The sequence below is a fragment of the Klebsiella sp. F11 genome (genome assembly GCF_056712265.1).
Window position 1 is genome coordinate 3,266,636 of sequence record NZ_CM160060.1, and the last position, 18,067, is coordinate 3,284,702.

18 protein-coding genes are annotated in these 18,067 nt (G+C 56.3%); 9 read left to right on the forward strand and 9 right to left on the reverse strand.

Going from position 1 to position 18,067, the window contains the following annotated elements; translation table 11 throughout:
• Positions 1 to 70 precede the first annotated feature (70 nt).
• The gene (gene gapA, locus AC1M2H_RS16175; RefSeq protein WP_480148118.1) at positions 71 to 1,066 is read left to right on the forward strand and encodes a glyceraldehyde-3-phosphate dehydrogenase; all 996 of its coding nucleotides are present in this window, start codon (positions 71 to 73) and stop codon (positions 1,064 to 1,066) included.
• 87 nt (positions 1,067 to 1,153) lie between these two features.
• A complete protein-coding gene (locus tag AC1M2H_RS16180) occupies positions 1,154 to 2,038 on the forward strand; it encodes a D-hexose-6-phosphate mutarotase (RefSeq protein ID WP_480148119.1) in 885 nt (294 codons plus the stop codon).
• 90 nt (positions 2,039 to 2,128) lie between these two features.
• Here AC1M2H_RS16180 and AC1M2H_RS16185 read toward each other — a convergent pair whose 3' ends face one another.
• From AC1M2H_RS16185 to AC1M2H_RS16195, 3 genes are all read right to left on the reverse strand, one after another.
• Positions 2,129 to 3,586: a DASS family sodium-coupled anion symporter gene (locus AC1M2H_RS16185; RefSeq protein ID WP_480148120.1), complete on the reverse strand. Its 1,458-nt coding sequence runs from the start codon at positions 3,584 to 3,586 to the stop codon at positions 2,129 to 2,131.
• Between the two features lie 98 nt (positions 3,587 to 3,684).
• Positions 3,685 to 4,539 carry an aldo/keto reductase gene (locus tag AC1M2H_RS16190; protein ID WP_480148121.1) on the reverse strand — a complete coding sequence of 285 codons (855 nt, stop codon included), beginning with the start codon at positions 4,537 to 4,539 and terminating at the stop codon, positions 3,685 to 3,687.
• Positions 4,540 to 4,631: 92 nt separating this feature from the next.
• A complete protein-coding gene (locus tag AC1M2H_RS16195) occupies positions 4,632 to 5,378 on the reverse strand; it encodes a MipA/OmpV family protein (RefSeq protein ID WP_480148122.1) in 747 nt (248 codons plus the stop codon).
• Positions 5,379 to 5,807: 429 nt separating this feature from the next.
• On the opposite strand from AC1M2H_RS16195, the gene yeaG reads away from it, so the two are divergent.
• The 4 genes from yeaG (at position 5,808) to AC1M2H_RS16215 (ending at position 10,596) form a co-directional block, all read left to right on the forward strand.
• A complete protein-coding gene (yeaG, locus tag AC1M2H_RS16200; RefSeq protein ID WP_426815004.1) occupies positions 5,808 to 7,742 on the forward strand; it encodes a protein kinase YeaG in 1,935 nt (644 codons plus the stop codon).
• A gap of 133 nt (positions 7,743 to 7,875) precedes the next feature.
• Entirely contained in the window at positions 7,876 to 9,159 is a 1,284-nt protein-coding gene (locus AC1M2H_RS16205) for a YeaH/YhbH family protein (RefSeq protein WP_480148123.1), read from the forward strand.
• Between the two features lie 308 nt (positions 9,160 to 9,467).
• A complete protein-coding gene (locus tag AC1M2H_RS16210) occupies positions 9,468 to 9,857 on the forward strand; it encodes a cell envelope integrity TolA C-terminal domain-containing protein (protein ID WP_480151963.1) in 390 nt (129 codons plus the stop codon).
• A 121-nt stretch (positions 9,858 to 9,978) separates the two neighbouring features.
• Positions 9,979 to 10,596: a LysE family translocator gene (locus AC1M2H_RS16215; protein WP_480148124.1), complete on the forward strand. Its 618-nt coding sequence runs from the start codon at positions 9,979 to 9,981 to the stop codon at positions 10,594 to 10,596.
• Between the two features lie 12 nt (positions 10,597 to 10,608).
• On the opposite strand, the gene ampC is transcribed toward AC1M2H_RS16215, so the two are convergent.
• Positions 10,609 to 11,766 carry a class C beta-lactamase gene (gene ampC / locus AC1M2H_RS16220; RefSeq protein WP_480151964.1) on the reverse strand — a complete coding sequence of 386 codons (1,158 nt, stop codon included), beginning with the start codon at positions 11,764 to 11,766 and terminating at the stop codon, positions 10,609 to 10,611.
• Between the two features lie 128 nt (positions 11,767 to 11,894).
• Between ampC and ampR the strand changes: the two genes are divergently transcribed.
• On the forward strand, positions 11,895 to 12,764 hold the full coding sequence (ampR, locus tag AC1M2H_RS16225) for a LysR family transcriptional regulator AmpR (protein ID WP_480148125.1): 870 nt from the start codon (positions 11,895 to 11,897) through the stop codon (positions 12,762 to 12,764).
• Between the two features lie 234 nt (positions 12,765 to 12,998).
• Here ampR and AC1M2H_RS16230 read toward each other — a convergent pair whose 3' ends face one another.
• The 3 genes from AC1M2H_RS16230 to AC1M2H_RS16240 all read right to left on the reverse strand — a co-directional run bounded on the left by AC1M2H_RS16230 (position 12,999) and on the right by AC1M2H_RS16240 (position 14,891).
• Complete coding sequence (locus AC1M2H_RS16230; RefSeq protein WP_480148126.1) at positions 12,999 to 13,343, reverse strand: cupin domain-containing protein; 345 nt, start codon at positions 13,341 to 13,343, stop codon at positions 12,999 to 13,001.
• Between the two features lie 41 nt (positions 13,344 to 13,384).
• Positions 13,385 to 14,134 carry an SDR family NAD(P)-dependent oxidoreductase gene (locus tag AC1M2H_RS16235; RefSeq protein WP_480148127.1) on the reverse strand — a complete coding sequence of 250 codons (750 nt, stop codon included), beginning with the start codon at positions 14,132 to 14,134 and terminating at the stop codon, positions 13,385 to 13,387.
• 67 nt (positions 14,135 to 14,201) lie between these two features.
• A complete protein-coding gene (locus AC1M2H_RS16240) occupies positions 14,202 to 14,891 on the reverse strand; it encodes a helix-turn-helix transcriptional regulator (protein WP_480148128.1) in 690 nt (229 codons plus the stop codon).
• Between the two features lie 251 nt (positions 14,892 to 15,142).
• Here AC1M2H_RS16240 and AC1M2H_RS16245 point away from each other — a divergent pair, with 251 nt between their 5' ends.
• Positions 15,143 to 16,201: an NAD(P)-dependent alcohol dehydrogenase gene (locus AC1M2H_RS16245; protein WP_480148129.1), complete on the forward strand. Its 1,059-nt coding sequence runs from the start codon at positions 15,143 to 15,145 to the stop codon at positions 16,199 to 16,201.
• 29 nt (positions 16,202 to 16,230) lie between these two features.
• Here the strand turns inward: AC1M2H_RS16245 and AC1M2H_RS16250 are convergent, their stop codons facing one another.
• Positions 16,231 to 16,596, reverse strand: a complete 366-nt coding sequence (locus tag AC1M2H_RS16250) for a helix-turn-helix domain-containing protein (RefSeq protein ID WP_480148130.1) — start codon at positions 16,594 to 16,596, stop codon at positions 16,231 to 16,233.
• 129 nt (positions 16,597 to 16,725) lie between these two features.
• Between AC1M2H_RS16250 and AC1M2H_RS16255 the strand changes: the two genes are divergently transcribed.
• A protein-coding gene (locus AC1M2H_RS16255) for an IS5 family transposase (protein WP_480147878.1) occupies positions 16,726 to 17,531 on the forward strand; the annotation gives its coding sequence in 2 pieces (ribosomal slippage) (positions 16,726 to 17,076 and positions 17,079 to 17,531; 804 coding nt in all).
• Here the strand turns inward: AC1M2H_RS16255 and AC1M2H_RS16260 are convergent.
• A complete protein-coding gene (locus AC1M2H_RS16260; RefSeq protein ID WP_480148131.1) occupies positions 17,500 to 18,063 on the reverse strand; it encodes an AraC family transcriptional regulator in 564 nt (187 codons plus the stop codon). The genes AC1M2H_RS16255 and AC1M2H_RS16260 overlap by 32 nt on opposite strands.
• Positions 18,064 to 18,067 lie beyond the last annotated feature (4 nt).

An 18,067-nucleotide genomic window follows, 5' to 3' on the forward strand; every position in this document is an offset into this window, starting at 1 on the left:
TGACGCTGCGTAAGGTTTTTGTAATTTTACAGGCAACCTTTTATTCACTAACAAATAGCTGGTGGAATATATGACTATCAAAGTAGGTATCAACGGTTTTGGCCGTATCGGTCGCATTGTTTTCCGTGCTGCTCAAGAACGTTCTGACATCGAGATCGTTGCAATCAACGACCTGTTAGACGCTGACTACATGGCTTACATGCTGAAGTATGACTCCACTCACGGCCGTTTCAACGGTACCGTTGAAGTGAAAGACGGTCATCTGATCGTTAACGGTAAAAAAATCCGTGTTACCGCTGAACGCGATCCGGCTAACCTGAAGTGGGACGAAGTGGGCGTTGACATCGTTGCTGAAGCAACTGGTCTGTTCCTGACTGACGAAACCGCTCGTAAACACATCACTGCTGGCGCGAAAAAAGTCGTTCTGACTGGCCCGTCCAAAGACAACACTCCGATGTTTGTTAAAGGCGCTAACTTTGACAAATACGAAGGTCAGGACATCGTTTCCAACGCATCCTGCACCACTAACTGCCTGGCACCGCTGGCTAAAGTTATCAACGACAACTTTGGCATCGTCGAAGCGCTGATGACCACAGTTCACGCGACCACCGCGACTCAGAAAACCGTTGATGGCCCGTCTCACAAAGACTGGCGCGGCGGCCGCGGCGCATCCCAGAACATCATCCCGTCCTCTACCGGCGCTGCTAAAGCTGTAGGTAAAGTCCTGCCAGAACTGAATGGCAAACTGACCGGTATGGCGTTCCGCGTTCCTACTCCGAACGTATCCGTTGTGGACCTGACCGTTCGTCTGGAAAAAGCGGCTTCTTACGAAGACATTAAGAAAGCTATCAAAGCTGCTTCCGAAGGCGCAATGAAAGGCGTTCTGGGCTACACCGAAGACGACGTTGTATCTACCGATTTCAACGGCGAAGTTTGCACTTCCGTGTTCGATGCTAAAGCAGGTATCGCCCTGAACGACAACTTCGTGAAACTGGTTTCCTGGTACGACAACGAAACCGGCTACTCCAACAAAGTTCTGGACCTGATCGCTCACATCTCCAAATAAGTTGAGATGAGAACCTGATCCAAAAAGGCGACTTCGGTCGCCTTTTTTTATGGCTTAACTCCGTACCTGTACACCAAGGATTGCACCATGATTAACAAAATTTTTGCTCTCCCGGTTGTTGAACAAGTTACCCCTGTCCTCTCCCGCCGCCAGCTTGACGACCTTGAGCTGATTGTCGTTGACCATCCGCAGGTCAAAGCCTCCGTCGCCTTCCAGGGCGCGCACCTGCTCTCCTGGAAACCCGCCGGAGAAGAAGAGGTGCTGTGGCTGAGCGGGAACACGCCGTTTAAAACCGGCGTCGCGCTGCGCGGCGGCGTGCCTGTCTGCTGGCCGTGGTTTGGCCCGTCGGCGCAGCAGGGACTCCCCTCTCACGGTTTCGCGCGCAACCTGCCGTGGACGCTGAAGGGTCATAATGAAGACGAAAGCGGCGTGCTGCTGACCTTCGAACTGAAAAGCAGCGATAAGACCCGGCAGTACTGGCCGCACGAATTTACGCTGTACGCGCGCTTCAAGCTGGGTAAAACCTGCGAAATCGAACTGGAAGCGCACGGCGAATTCGAAACCACATCCGCCCTGCATAGCTACTTCAACGTCGGGGATATCGCGGCGGTGAAGGTCAGCGGCCTCGGCGATCGCTATATTGATAAGGTTAACAACGCGCAGGAAGGCGTGTTAAGCCACGGCGAGGAGACCTTCCCGGATCGTACCGACCGCGTCTATCTGAACGCGGATGCCTGCAGCGTTATTCACGACGGCGCGCTGAGCCGCAGCATTGACGTTATTCATCACCATAACAGCAACGTGGTGGGCTGGAACCCCGGCCCGGCGCTTTCGGTGAGCATGGGCGATATGCCGGACGACGGCTACAAAACCTTCGTTTGCGTCGAAACCTGCTGCGTCACCGAGACGCAGAAAGCCAGCGAAGAGAAGCCGTCGCGTCTGGCGCAGACTATTCGCGTCACTCGACGCTAACCCCGCTACGCTCCCTGAAGCGGAGACGCGGGATCGAAAACAGGGCCAATGGCCCTGTTTTTTACGGATGACGCATACGACGCGGTTCCGTTACCAGAACCCCACCAGCTTCATCCACGCCCCTCCCAGCACCAGCCAGATGAAGATAGACGCAATCGACACCACGAAACTGACGCCCCACCACTGACCCGTGGTGTTATAGCCGGAACCAAACAGCGCGGGCCCCGGGCCACCGGAATACTGCGTCAGCCCCATCGACAGGTTCGAGGTATAGCCCAGCACCAGGGCGGCGAAAAGCGGCGGCACGCCGACGGAAACGGCAACGGCCAGAAACGCCAGATACATCGCGGAAATATGCGCCATCGCCGAGGCGAAGAAATAGCGGGTATAGAAATAGACCGCCACCAGCAGTAAGAAGACCGTTATCCATGCGAAGTGGCCGACATAGCCGACAATCCGCTCGGATATCCAGCTAATCATGCCGTACTTGTTGAGCGCATTGGCCATCATCACCAGTACGGCAAACCAGAACATGGTATCCCAGGCCGTTTTCTCTTCGATGATATTTTTCCACGACATGATATTGCTGACCAGCAGCACCATCAGCCCAATAAACGCCGAAAGGGTAGCGGGAATGGCAAAGAAAATGTCGCCCACCGTCCAGAGCAAGATCAGCAGGACAAAATCAAGCGCGAGGATTTTTTCCGCCAGCGACATCGGCCCCATTTTGCTCAGCTCTTCTCTGGCGATCGCCGGAATTTCCGGCGTTTTCTTCAGCTGCGGCGGATAAATAACGTACAGCACCAACGGCAGCAGGATCAAAGAGGCGATCCCCGGCACGATCGCGCCGACAAACCAGGTCGTCCAGGTGATTTCAATGCCCTGGCTCCTCGCCAGTTCGGCTATCAGCGGGTTACCCGCCATCGCCGTTAAAAACATCGTACAGACGATGGCGTCAATCTGCGAAACGCAGAGCATTAAAAAGGCGCCGGCTTTTCTGGCCGTCGCGCCTGGCTCCGACTGGTAGGCGGTGGCAATGGACTGCGTAATAGGATACATAATGCCGCCGCCCCTCGCCGACGCCGAGGGAATGCCCGGCCCCAGGACAACGTCAGAGAGGGCCAGACCATAGGCTACGCCCAGCATGCTTGAACCGCATTTGGAAATAAACCACAGCGCCACCCGCTTGCCCAGCCCGGTCTTAATCACCGCCCGGGAGATGAACATCGCGATGCCAATCAACCAGATCGTACCGTTGGCAAACCCGGAAAGCGCGGCGACTTTGTCGCTTTTACCCGGCGAGAGAGGCGTCACGCCTAAAAACGCGGAGACGATCAGCGCAATCATCGTCACCGCCCCCATAGGCATCACCTTCAGGATGATGGCAAAGATCGTGGCGGCAAAAATAGCAAACATTTGCCATGCGTGAATGGCCAACCCATCAGGCGGAGGGGTAAACCAGATAAGTGCGCCAAACAGAATTGTCAGGGCGGCTTTCCAGAGGGGAAAGGCCAGCTTCACGTCCAGGGGTTTGTTAGCTTCAGTCATGTGATTCTCCTTTTTCTTTTATCTTTAAGAGGATAATCACAGCTGAGCATTGATATTCATCAACGAAACCCGCAGATGCCTTTGTAAAATCAGCTCCCTTAAACCATGTCTAAGGGCGTTTTGCGCCCTGGTGCCGGAAAGGCCTTTTCCAGCACCGCGATATCTTTCTCCTCCAGCGTCACCTCGAGGGCGGCCGCGTTCTCTTTAACGTGCGCGATGCTTCCCGCCTTTGGAATCGCCATCACCCCCTGGTGGCTGATGACCCACGCCAGCAGGAGCTGCGCGACGGTGACGCCCTTTTCCTGCGCCAGGTTGTTGAGGGCCGGATGATTGATTAAACCATCGCGCAGGCGGCCGGCCTGGGCCAGCGGGCTGTAGGCCATCACCGGCAGCTGCTGCCGCTGACACCACGGCAGCAGCTCGTGTTCAATGCCGCGCGAGGCCAGATGGTACAGCACCTGGTTGGTCGCACAGCGTCTGCCGCCGGGCACCTGCCACAGCTCTCGCATATCGTCGGTATCGAAATTGGAGACGCCCCAGCGGCGAATTTTACCCTGGGCTACCAGCGCCTCCATCGCCTCGACGGTTTCGGCCAGCGGGAAATCCCCCCGCCAGTGCAGCAGGTAGAGATCGAGATAGTCACACTTCAGGCGACGCAGGCTGGCTTCGCAGGCCTCACGCATCTTGTGCCCGCCGGCGTGCCACGGATAGACTTTGGATACCAGCGTCACGCGGTCGCGCAGGCCGCGAATCGCCTCGCCCACCACCTCTTCCGCCCCGCCGTCGGCGTACATTTCGGCGGTATCGATAACCGTCAGCCCGAGCTCAACGCCCGCTCGCAGTGCAGCCGCTTCCTGCGCACGATGCGCGCCGTTTTGCCCCATATACCAGCTCCCCTGCCCAATGGCAGGCGCCGCCGGCCGATCGCCCAAAGGGTACGTTTTTACTTTCATTGCCGCCTCCCGTCTTTTATTGCACCACCGTAATGCAAAACAGGGCGTGACGCCCTGTTTTGATGCACAGATATCGCTATAAAGATGCACAATCAGAAAGTGTAGGTGATCCCGGTGGAGATCAGACCGCTCCAGGATTTATCCACCATCGGGCTGTCGGTGATTTCGTCGGACAGGCGGGTGTAGCGCGCCAGGCCGTAAACGCTCCAGTCGCCGAGGAAGCGATAGTTTGCCGACAGTTCGAGATACGGGTTCCAGCTGCTATCCGGGTCGTAGCTGCGCAGGCCGCTGCGCTCGGATTCATGCTTTGAGACGCCGTAGTAGTGTTCGTTCTGGTTGTCGCTGCTCCACTCCACGCCGATACCCGGCGTTAGGGTCAGGTTGCCGTTGGTATAGCGATAGAGCCAGGCCATGTCCCAGGTGATCCCGTTGCTGTTGTCCAGCGTGTCGCCAGCGAGGGTGGTGCGCAGGAAGCCATACTGGGTGTTGTGCACGTAGGAGAGCCCGGCCATCATCGTCGATTTACGCCGATCCAGCTTGCGCAGCTGCTGGCTGTCGCTATCGCCCGGCTTAAAGTACATCGGCGACCAGTAGGCGGTAACCGACAGCTTATCGCTCTCGTCATTCCATAAGTAGTAACCACCGCCTAAGCCACGGAACCAAAAATTATCGCTCTCGTAGCTGATAGCCGGCACCGGGTAAACGTCGACGTCATATTGCTTATACGGGCTTTCGACGATACCCACGCCGGCCCCCAGCGTTAACTTCCCGTCGGCGTGTGCTGCTGAGACACAGGCCAAAAGACACACGCCTGGTGCCAGAGATTTGATCTTCTTCACAATCCATATTCCCGTTTGTCAAATAATCCGCGCAGGCAGTTTAGCGTCGTAGGCCTCGTGCCTCAAATTCTTTACCCGTCATTACAAAAAATGACTCACCCTCGCGTTAATACGGGAGCCCGGACCCTCAGCTTCATGACAACAGGATGAAGGCCCCCGGCAAGACGTGCTAAAAAGCCCCCCTTTTTGGGATGAGTTATTGATATGTCATTGAAATTGATTTTTCGCTGCATGCAAGTTTTCTAAATGCATCTACGCTTTAATTTAGAAGGCGTCATTGCAGGGCACGTTATCTTGATCTCATCGACAACCTGGCATAAGGGTTGCTGGAGAATAAGTAGACGTCGCGCTCTGCTTACCTCTTCCGGGAGCACCCACTATTCATATGAACGCTCTCAACTTGTGCTAAATACGAAAGGACGGCATGCCATGAATATATTCGATCACTATCGCCAGCGTTATGAAGCTGCCAAGGACGAAGAGTTCACACTGCAGGAGTTTCTTACCATCTGCCGGCAAGATCGCAGTGCTTATGCCAACGCGGCAGAAAGGCTGCTGATGGCCATTGGTGAACCCGCAATGGTCGATACGGCCCTGGAGCCAAGGCTGTCCCGTCTCTTTTCAAACCGGGTCGTCGCTCGCTATCCGGCATTTGAAGAGTTTTACGGCATGGAAGATGCCATTGAACAGATCGTTTCTTACCTGAAGCATGCCGCGCAAGGTCTGGAAGAGAAGAAACAGATTCTGTATCTGCTGGGACCGGTCGGCGGCGGTAAATCATCCCTTGCCGAGCGCCTGAAATCATTAATGCAGCGCGTACCGATTTACGTGCTCAGCGCGAACGGCGAGCGCAGCCCGGTAAACGACCATCCTTTGTGCCTGTTTAATCCGCGGGAGGACGCGCAGATCCTCGAGAAGGAGTATGGCGTACCGACCCGCTACCTCGGCACCATCATGTCGCCGTGGGCGGCCAAACGCCTGCATGAGTTTGGCGGCGACATCACCAAATTCCGCGTCATCAAGGTGTGGCCGTCGATTCTGGAGCAGGTTGCCATCGCCAAAACCGAACCCGGCGATGAGAACAACCAGGATATCTCGGCCCTGGTCGGTAAGGTTGATATTCGCAAGCTGGAGCACTACGCGCAGAACGATCCGGATGCCTACGGCTATTCCGGCGCCCTGTGCCGCGCCAACCAGGGGATTATGGAGTTCGTCGAGATGTTCAAAGCGCCGATTAAGGTGCTGCATCCGCTGCTGACCGCCACGCAGGAAGGCAACTATAACGGTACCGAAGGGATCTCCGCCCTGCCGTTTAACGGGATTATCCTCGCGCACTCGAACGAATCCGAGTGGGTGACCTTCCGTAATAACAAAAACAACGAGGCCTTCCTCGACCGCGTCTATATCGTCAAGGTGCCTTACTGCCTGCGCATTTCCGAAGAGATGCGTATTTATGAAAAACTGCTGAACAACAGCGAGCTGACCCATGCGCCCTGCGCGCCGGGCACCCTTGAAACGCTGTCGCGCTTCTCGATTCTGTCGCGTCTGAAAGAACCGGAAAACTCGAGCATTTACTCCAAAATGCGCGTCTATGACGGCGAGAGCCTGAAAGATACCGACCCGAAAGCGAAGTCCTACCAGGAGTATCGCGATTATGCCGGCGTCGACGAAGGCATGAACGGACTCTCCACCCGCTTCGCCTTTAAAATACTGTCGCGGGTATTTAACTTCGATCACACTGAGGTTGCCGCTAACCCGGTTCATCTGTTCTACGTTCTCGAGCAGCAGATTGAGCGCGAACAGTTCCCGCAGGAGCTGGCGGAACGCTACCTGGAGTTCCTCAAAGGCTATCTGATCCCGAAATATGCCGAGTTTATCGGTAAGGAGATCCAGACCGCCTATCTCGAATCCTACTCCGAATACGGGCAGAACATTTTTGACCGTTATGTCACCTATGCGGATTTCTGGATTCAGGATCAGGAGTACCGCGATCCGGATACCGGCCAGCTGTTCGACCGCGAATCGCTGAACGCGGAGCTGGAGAAAATTGAAAAACCGGCCGGGATCAGCAACCCGAAAGACTTCCGTAACGAGATAGTCAACTTCGTGCTGCGCGCCAGAGCAAATAACAGCGGACGCAATCCGAACTGGACCAGCTACGAAAAACTGCGCACGGTCATTGAGAAGAAAATGTTCTCCAATACCGAAGAGCTGCTGCCGGTAATTTCGTTCAACGCCAAGACCTCTACCGACGAGCAGAAAAAGCACGATGACTTCGTCGACCGGATGATGGAGAAAGGCTACACCCGTAAGCAGGTGCGTCTGCTGTGCGAATGGTATTTGCGCGTACGTAAATCATCCTGACGCGCGGCAGGTCCGGCCGCTGCGGGGCACGATTCGGGTTGCAGGGAACCCCGGAGGTTTACTCCGGGGTATGCAGCGCACATGCGGCCTGAAGTATGAGGTGTATGGTTGGCAAATGCAGTACGGGGGGCATATGACCTGGTTTATAGACCGGCGCCTGAACGGGAAGAATAAAAGCGCGGTGAATCGCCAGCGCTTTTTGCGTCGCTACAAGGCGCAGATAAAACAGTCGATCTCCGAGGCGATCAACAAGCGCTCGGTGACCGATATTGAGAGCGGGGAATCCGTCTCTATTCCAACGGATGATATCAACGAACCGATGTTTCATCAGGGTCGCGGCGGCCTGCGCAATCGCGTGCATCCCGGCAACGACCATTTTGTGCAAAACGACCGTATTGAGCGCCCGCAGGGCGGCGGCGGAGGCGGAGGTAGCGGCCAGGGGCAGGCCAGCCCCGACGGCGAAGGCGAGGACGGGTTTGTCTTTCAGATATCCAAAGATGAGTATCTCGATCTGCTGTTTGAGGATCTCGCTCTGCCGAACCTGAAGAAAAACCAGCAGCGGCAGCTTACCGAGTTCAAGACGCACCGGGCGGGGTTCACCGCTAACGGCGTCCCGGCAAACATCAGCGTGGTGCGTTCGCTGCAAAACTCCCTGGCGCGACGTACCGCCATGACCGCCGGTAAGCGACGCGAGCTGCGCGCGCTGGAAGCGGATCTGGACCTCATTACCAAAAGCGAGCCTGTGCAGCTGCTGGAAGAGGAGCGGCTGCGCCAGGAGATAGCCGAGCTGCGGGCGAAGATTGACCGCGTGCCGTTTATCGATACCTTCGATCTGCGCTATAAAAATTACGAAAAACGGCCCGAACCCTCCAGCCAGGCGGTGATGTTCTGCCTGATGGACGTTTCCGGCTCCATGGATCAGGTCACCAAGGATATGGCCAAACGTTTTTACATCCTGCTGTACCTGTTCCTCAGCCGGACCTATAAAAACGTCGAGGTGGTCTATATCCGCCACCATACTCAGGCCAAAGAGGTGGATGAACACGAGTTTTTCTATTCGCAGGAAACCGGCGGCACGATCGTCTCCAGCGCGCTGAAGCTGATGGATGAAGTGGTGAAAGCGCGCTACGACCCGGCGCAGTGGAATATCTACGCCGCGCAGGCGTCGGACGGCGATAACTGGGCGGACGACTCGCCGCTGTGTCACGAACTGCTGGCGAAGAACATCCTGCCGGTGGTGCGTTACTACAGCTACATTGAGATCACCCGTCGCGCCCACCAGACGCTGTGGCGTGAATATGAACATCTGCAGGCGACCTTTGAAAACTTCGCCATGCAGCACATCCGCGACCAGGAAGATATCTACCCGGTATTCCGCGAGCTGTTCCACAAGCAGGGGGCCAATACCACCAGCTAGCGTTAATAAATCAGCCAGTTAATTCTATTTTCTGGCTGATTTTCTCTCCACCTCAGCGGTTCGTTTCCGTTTCACCACCCTGCTTACCACCTGACTTCCCGCGCCCGTCCGAGCCAATATCAGACCTGGTAAACGCCGTAGTGATTAAACGCGGGCCGTCCGCGTTAATTTACTGGTATGGTCGTTGCCGCATAAACCAGCAGCTTTATGACTTTTATTGCTATATATCCATATAATTGAAATAAAGCATAAGGCTCCAGCGGGAGCACAATAACGGAAATGGGGAGCAAGGAGTGGCAGCACGTGAAATGGTAAAGAAAATCTTTATGCTGGTAGTGGTGGCAGGCCTGGCCGGGTGCGCGCCGCTGCATCCTTCCGGGTGCCATAAAACTACGGCAACGGGTAGCTGCAGCTCTGGCCGCTGGGACGATGCCGATGAATGGGGGGCACAAGCGCGAGCCATCAGAGCAGCAATAAATGCCAAACTTGCCGATCCGCAAAGCTGGAAGGGAAAGAAATGCAGGTTGCATATAGAATTTGCCCTCGACGGCACGGCTTCAAATATATCAACCAGCAACGGCAATAAGGCCTATTGCGAAGCGGTACAATCAGCCGCTCAGAAAGCCAAATTCCCGGCCTTTAGCACTCCTGAGCTATATCGAGATTTTCAAAAGTCGGGCTTTGATATGCGCGGTTAACCCGCTATGTGCCAAATAGCGTCATTCGTTAAGCGACGGGAGAAATCATGGCATAGTGGGAAGCGAGTTATTTGCCCGGTGAGTTTAACCATTTTAACGTCAGCGATTGATAAGGAACCCCATGACTGATACACACGCTGTTCTTACCGTACTGCTTATTTATCTCGCTGGCGTGGTGATACCCGGGCCAAATTTTGTCGCTGTGGTGCATAAAGCGGTCGCGTCTACGCGTTCAGACGCCCTTGCGCTGGTCGCAGGTATTGTAGTGGTCAACCTATTCTGGGCAAGTTGCGCCATCGGCGGAATCGGTTTGGTATTTGCCGCATTCCCCTGGGCTGCGCTGGTTGTAAAAATATCAGGCGCAGGATATCTGCTGTGGTTTGGCTTACGGCTAATCCTTAAGGCGGGAAGCCAGCCTGCTGCGAAAGCAAATGCACTATCACCGGGTCGTTTCCGCCAGCCCTTTACTCAGGGCGTGATGACTAATATCGGCAATCCGAAATCCATGGCTTTTTACGCCGCCATATTCTCAACTGCCGCGCCGGCGCACGTCTCGGCGGGCACATTTATTGCCATGCTCGGTGTTGTCGGCATCATTGCATCGCTGTGGTACGGGTCAGTGGCCATGACGCTTTCTCAATCCCGTATTTCATCCGCCTATCAGCGGGCCAAAAAAGTCATTGATAGGCTTTGCGGTGGCCTGATCATGCTGTTAGGCATCAGACAACTTATTAATTAATCAGGAAAATCTTTACTGTAAAGCGTTTAAAATGGCGTATCCGGTCGCGATACGCGCCGGGTTCGGGTAGCTCTTATTCGCTAACATGACGATGCCAAGCTGCCGCTCGGGGATAAACGCCGCGTAGGCGCCGAACCCGCCGGTAGAACCGGTTTTATGCACCCACGACGCGGCGACCGCCGGAACCGGCGGTTCTATCGCCGCTGCCGGATGCGGGGCCAGCGCCACCGCGTTATCGCCGCCTTTCGCCATTTCGGCGCCATTGACCGGCCAGTTGAGCATCTCCCAGCCCAATCCCTGATACATATTGCCGATGCGCCAGTAGCGCGCCTGCGCCATCTCGAGGCCGGTTCTGAGCACAGGGCTGTCGACATGCCGGGGTGCCATATTGGCCTGTAGCCAGGCGGCCATATCCGTAACCGTTGATTTCACCCCATAGGATTCGGCATCCAGCATGCCGGGTGAAACGTGCACCGGCTGGCCGTTGCGGTAGCCCCAGGCATAGTTTTTCTCTTCCGCCGGCGGAATATTAATCCACGTGTGGTTGAGATTCAGCGGCTGCAATACGCGCTGGCTCATGGCATCGGCAAAAGTGAGCCCGGAAGGTTTCACCGCCAGCATCCCGAACAGACCGATACTGCTGTTGGCGTAGAGTCGCATGCTGCCCGGCGCCCACTGCGGCTGCCACCGCCGGTAGAAATCGCGCAGCGAGGCACCGTCAGTGACGCTTTCCGGCAGCTGTAGCGGTAGCCCGCCTGCGGTATAAGTCGCCAGCTCCAGCATCGTTATCCCCTGCCACCGCTTGTCGTTAAGCTCTGGCCAGTAGCGGCTGGCGCTGTCGCTTAGCCTGATTTCACCGCGGGCGACGGCGTCTGCGCCTAATACGCCGGTGAAGGTTTTGCTAAGCGAACCGAGTTCGAATAGCGTCTCCTTCGTCACCGGGCGTCCGTTGCCGACGTCCGCTTTGCCCCAGGTGAAATAGTACGGCTGGCCCTGATAAACTACCGCCACCGCCATGCCCGGGATCGCCTGCTCTTTCAGCAGAGGCTCGATAGCCTGCGCGACCACCTGAGAGATTTGCCGCGGTGTCAGCTTTTGCGGCGCAGCAATGCCTGCCGCGGTGAGCGAAAGCGCGGCAAGTGCCAGAACGCCATTCAGCATTTTTTGCATGGGTAAACCTTCCATAGAGTAAGTGAGATATCCGGGACCGGAAAACGCGCTCAGTCTGTGGGTTTTGACAGCCTCTGACAAACGATTAAACTTAGCATCTGCCTAAAGTTTTTCTAACACATACACCCATGACCAGAAGCTACCTCCCGCTCAACGCTCTGCGCGCTTTCGAAGCCGCCGTCCGGCACTTAAGCTTTACTCGCGCCGCAATTGAGCTCAACGTGACGCATTCCGCCATTAGTCAGCAGGTGCGTTCGCTGGAAGAACATCTTAATTGTCAGCTCTTTGTGCGGGTTTCTCGCGGCCTGATGCTGACGACAGAGGGCGAAAACTTACTGCCGGTGCTGAACGGCTCTTTCGATATTATCGCCGATACGCTCGATCGTTTTAGCGCCCGCCAACGTCGAGAAAAACTAAAAACAGGCGTCGTGGGGACATTCGCCGTGGGATTCCTGCTGCCCCGGCTGGAGGATTTTCGCCGCTGCTGCCCGCATATCGACCTGCATCTGTCGACGCATAATAATCGGGTCGACCCTGCGGCAGAGGGGCTGGACTATACCATTCGTTTCGGCAACGGCGCCTGGCACGATACTGCGGCCACATTCCTTTGCGATGCGCCGCTCACCGCGCTCTGCGCGCCGGAGATTGCGCGAGCGCTACGCAAACCGGCCGATGTGCTTCAGTACACATTGCTGCGCTCCTATCGCCGCGACGAATGGGCGACATGGATGATGAAAGCCGGAGAGACCCCGCCGGCGCCCACGCATCCGGTGATGGTTTTTGATACCTCGCTTGCGATGCTCGAGGTGGCGCAGTGCGGGGCCGGCATTGCGATTGCGCCAGCCAGCATGTTCAGCCACTTGCTCAACGGCGGGCGCATCGTGCAACCGTTCCCTACGGAGATTAGTTCCGGCGGCTACTGGCTCACGCGGCTGCAATCTCGCCCCGAAACTGCCGCCATGCGCGACTTTGCTGCCTGGATAGCGAAACAGTGGTAAGCACAGCGGAGAGCCGGCAACCCCAAAAAGCCACAGCGCAAGACCGCCGCCAAAGAGTCACCCCAGCCCCGGTTTTCCCCGGCTAAATGCCTGCATCGCCATGGCCCAGTTCGCATCGGATACGACCGCCATGATCCCGTAGCGCCTGGCCGGCGGTAAAAAGCGTAGCCACGGGTAGAACGTCGCCTTTCGACGGTAGCCCGGAACAGGGTTAATAACCGCGCGGAGGAATTGTCAGGACGGCGGAAGGTCCGTACGATCTCCGCGCGTCGTCGGATGGGAGATAACGATAAATTCGACGGGAGAGAGGCTATCGTTTCGGGCCTGATGCGCCGCCCCGGGAGGGATCTCTAATCCCTGCCGGGCGCAGATCTCATGCATCTCACCCGCCAGTTCCATGGTAAGCACGCCCTGAAGCACGAAGAAAAACTGTCTGGAAACGCAATGATAGTGGCGCTTCTCGCAGGTGCCTGGCGGCATCTTTTCGTGAATAACCAGCATGTCCGGACGGTTTAGCAGATACCAGCCGTCGCAGTTATCACCCCAGACGTAATGCCCGGCGTTATCTTTTGAAATCACCGCCCTGCTCCTTTGAGAAAAGATCGCTTAAGGCAGGAAATTTACTCCGCCAGGTAGCCGCCATCAATGGGATAAACGCCGCCGCTGCAAAACCCGGCCTTTTCCGACAGCAGGAACAGGATAAAATCGGCCACCTCCTGCATTTTAGCCATTCGCTTGAGCGGATGGCTGTCGGCAAACGCGCGCTGAACGGACGCGGGGAGCTCATTAATACGCGGCGTGCCGACGTATCCCGGCGCTACCGCATTGACCCGCAGCCCCTGTTGCGCAAACTCCAGCGCCGCGGTTTGGGTTAGGCCAATCACGCCATGTTTGGCCGTTGTATAAGGCGCCAGTCCGGGAATACCGACCAGGCCATTGACGGCGGATAAATTAACGATCGCCCCGCCGCCGGATTTTACTATCTGGGGAATTTCATATTTCATACAGTAAAAAACGCTGCTCAAAGAGGTCGCGATCACCCTCTGCCAGTTATCTATCGTCTGCTGCGCAATATTTTTCTGACGATCGCCGGTTATACCCGCGTTATTAACCGCATAATCAAGTCGGCCAAAGCGGGCCACGACTTCATCAATCATCTGCCTCACCTGCTCCGGCTGCGAAACATCGCACGCGATCCCCACGGCGGTCCGTCCCTCTGGCGACAGCGATTTAGCCTTGTGCTCCGCCTGTTCGCGGCATCGGGCAACCACAACCACCCGCGCACCTGACTGGTGTAACTGTTCTGCAACCGCCTCCCCAATGCCGGCGGTGCTGCCGGTAACTACCGCTACTTTGTTGTGAAAGCTCATGTTCGCTCCTGTAAAGAATGATTTTTATGCTCTACAGAAGCATATGAAAAGGGAGTGACAGCTTTTGTCAGTACTCATCATCCTGGTGAAGCCCCTCTTGCTTCCGCCATTTTCTCAATAAGCCGATCCTGCTGTCGTTATATTTATCGGCAAGCAGCGAGATGCTCATTATCCGGTCGGTTCGGAAATGACGAAAATCCTTGCGCAGCTCGCGCCATCCGGCCAGCAGCCAGCACTCCTCCATATAAGCCAGCGCGACTGGCCATATAACTCTCGAGGATAGCCGCTCGTTTTTAGCGCAATACGCGATTTGAACTTTGTTTCTGTTATTAATCGCATGGCGCAGCTCGGCAAAAAAAGCGGCATCTTTTTCACCCGGCCCGGTCAGCAACGATTGATACTCGATGTGCTCTTTCAATTTATCCGGCGTAACTGCGCGTATTTTAGCCAGCGTGCTTTTGGCGATCTTTTTAAAATCAGCATCGGTGTTATGACATACCCAGTTTAGCCCGAGCGTAAGGGCGTTAATTTCCTGCGGGGTAAAAGTCAGCGGCGGCAAATGATAGTCAGACTTAATAACATATCCAATGCCGGAACTGCCCTCAATACACACCCCCTGCTGCTGGAGCGTCTGAATATCCCGGTAAACGGTACGCACGCTGATTCCCAATCTTTCGCTAAGGGTCAAGGCGGTTAGCGGGTAGCGGTGCTCGCGCAGTATCTGAAGCAGTTCAAGCAGTCTATGCGTACGGGTCATGGCGTTTTCCTGTGGCACGGCGCGTTGCGTCCTGCGATATGCCCGGCTTTAGCCCGCAGGGGAGCGATTGCCGACGGCATAAAGTTTATCGGCAGCGGCCCGATGATATAAGGCGATCCCCGCGCTTTCAATCCCGACAAGAACGGTCCTCGCCAGAGAAACAGGCAACTTTCAGGCAGAATCAGGCTCACCCCTTGCGCTATCACCCCGCTACAGTGTGGCTTTCTTACCCGCAAACAGCTGGAGCAACAATGAAAACTTATGGTTATGCCGCATTGAGCGCCGATTTGCCGTTAGTCCCTTTCGCCTTCGAACGCCGCGCCCTGCGCGATAACGACGTGGCGATCGAAATCCTCTACTCCGGCGTGTGCCACAGCGATCTCCATCAGGCGCGTAACGACTGGCAGGAGTGGGGGCCAACCGTTTACCCGCTGGTTCCCGGTCACGAGATCGTCGGTCGGGTGATTGACGTCGGCGCCAACGCGAAACGCTACGCCATCGGTCAGATGGTCGCGGTAGGCACGATCGTTGATAGCTGTCAGGAGTGCGATCAGTGCCGGCGTCATGAAGAGCAGATGTGCCGTGAATTCCCCACCGTCACCTACAACGGTCGCGACCGCCAGACCGGTGACATCACCTATGGCGGATACTCAAAACAGATCGTGGTACGCGAAGAGTTTGTTCTCAACCTGCCGCAGGGGCTCGATCCATCGCGGGCCGCGCCGTTGCTGTGTGCGGGGATCACCGTCTATTCGCCTCTTCGAACCTGGAGCGTCGGGCCGGGATCGCGCGTCGGCGTGGTGGGGATTGGCGGTTTAGGCCACCTCGCGGTGCGGATGGCGGCGGGCCTCGGAGCAGAGGTGACGGTGATCACCCGCAGCGCCGGCAAGGCCGAAGAGGCGCACAAGCTCGGCGCGGAACATGTCCTGCTCTCCACGTCGGATGAGGCCATGCGCCAGGCAGCGTCTTCGTTTGACGTCATTATCGATACGATCCCGACGCATCACGACGTCTCTCCCTACGTGCAGCTGCTGGATGTCGAAGGTGCGCTGGTCATCGTTGGCGCGCTGGGCGATATGGAGGGGTTCAGTACGCTACCGCTGATTATGGGGCGTCGACGGATTACCGGATCGCCGTCCGGCGGGATTGCAGAAACGCAGGAGATGCTGGATTTTTGCGCGCGCAAAGGCATCTATCCCGACTGCGAAACCATCAGCATGCAGCAAATCAATGAGGCGTTCGAACGCTTGGAACGGGGCGATGTGAAGTATCGTTTTGTAATTGATATGGCGTCGCTCACCGCCGCCTGAATGCGCATCAGCCGGTCACCCGGCTGATTTTATTTCACGCCGAAGGCCGGGTAGCCGGCCCCTTTCAGCAGCCGTTCTTTGTCCTGGATCGGCGTCACGCTAAACATCCGCTTATACTCGCGATGAAACTGCGTCACGCTCTCATACCCTACGCGGATTGCCACGCCGGCAGCATCGCCCTCCTCGGCAATCAGCAGACGGCGCGCTTCGTGCAGCCGCAGCCGCTTTTGATACTGCAGCGGGCTCAAAGAGGTCATCCGGCGAAAATGGTGGTGCAGCGTCGAAACGCCCATGCCGGCCATCCGCGCCAGCTCTTCGACCTTCAGCGGCTGCAGATAATTATCGCGCAGCCAGCCGATCGCCATGGAGACGCGCTGGCCGCTGGTACCCGCCACTACCGTCTCACGGAATACGCTGCCGGCATCCCCAATCAGTATCAGGTAGAAGATTTCGCGAAGCGTTAAGAGCCTATCCCAAAAGGAATTATCGTATAATACGTTACGGTAATTTCTGAGGGGGAATGTATGGCGGGTAGCAAGTGGCAGATCAGCGACGAACTATGGGAAAAAATGGCTCCACTCATCCCGGAGCATAAAACCAGCCACCCACTGGGGACTCATCGTAGACGCGTTGATAACCGTGCTGCCATGGATGCCATATTCTTCGTCCTCAGGACCGGTTGCCAGTGGAACGCCCTGAACGCCACCGGGATATGTTCATCGAGTTCTGCACACCGACGCTTCCAGGAATGGCGCGATGCGGGAGTCTTCGAACGCTTCTGGCAGAACGGTTTGCTTGCCTGCGAACATCTGGACGGCATTGACTGGTCCTGGCTGTCGATGGACGGCTGTATGACCAAATCGCCATTGTCAGGAACAAAAAAACAGGCCGTAATCCCACGGACAGAGGGAAACAAGGCGTAAAGCGTAGCCTGCTGACAGACGCCAACGGGCTTCCTCTGTCGCTGGTTGTTGCAGCAGCGAACACGCACGATATCAAACTGGTTGCAGATACGCTCGATGCACTTCAGACGGGGCGTCCGGGGCAAAAACTCAGACTCTGCCTGGACAAAGGTTACGAAGCTGGCTGGCTGAAAACGTATCTACAGAGCCGCCGCTACGAGCCGCATATCCAGTCCCGTAAAGAGGAGTCTGATGCAGGTAAAAACACCGACTTCAAAGCCCATCGCTGGGTTGTCGAGAGGACTCATAGCTGGATGAATCGCTTTCGCCGGGTTCTGACCCGATGGGAAAAGAAGGCCGAAAATTACGAGGCCATGTTGCATTTTGCCTGCGGCATCATTGTCTGGAACAAAATCCTATTGGGATAGGCTCTAAGTCATTAATATAATGCCGCTCATGCTCCGGCAGTTCCGCATTGGCCAGGTAGCGCCGCACGGCATCGAGCAGGCGATCGTTTGCCTCTCCCAGGGCCATGCCGGCGCTCTGCTGACTCACGCGCCCGCCGCGTAGTTCCATATCGGCCATCACTTCACGCGCCAGCCCTAAATCCAGCCCGATCAGCAGCGAGAGAAACGGCGCGTCCGGACTGACGGCGGGGACTTCAGAGACGGTAGGTAAATTTATCGCCGTGAGGAAAAAACACGATTCGTTATAGGTGTAAACCGTCTCACCCACGGTCACGTTCTTTTCCCCCTGAATCACCAGCGACAGGCTGGGCTCATAAACATGAGCCAGCGGCGGCATCGGCTCATGCAGTTGCGACATCATCACGCCGGGAAAAGGCGTAAAAATGCCCGGCTGGCCGGCGGTGTGGCGCTGAATCAGGTTCGCAATATCCTTACGGATCGCGGCGGTCTGCTGACGTAGCCGCTCTGTTCTTCGGTCAATACGCTGAAGCACTCGG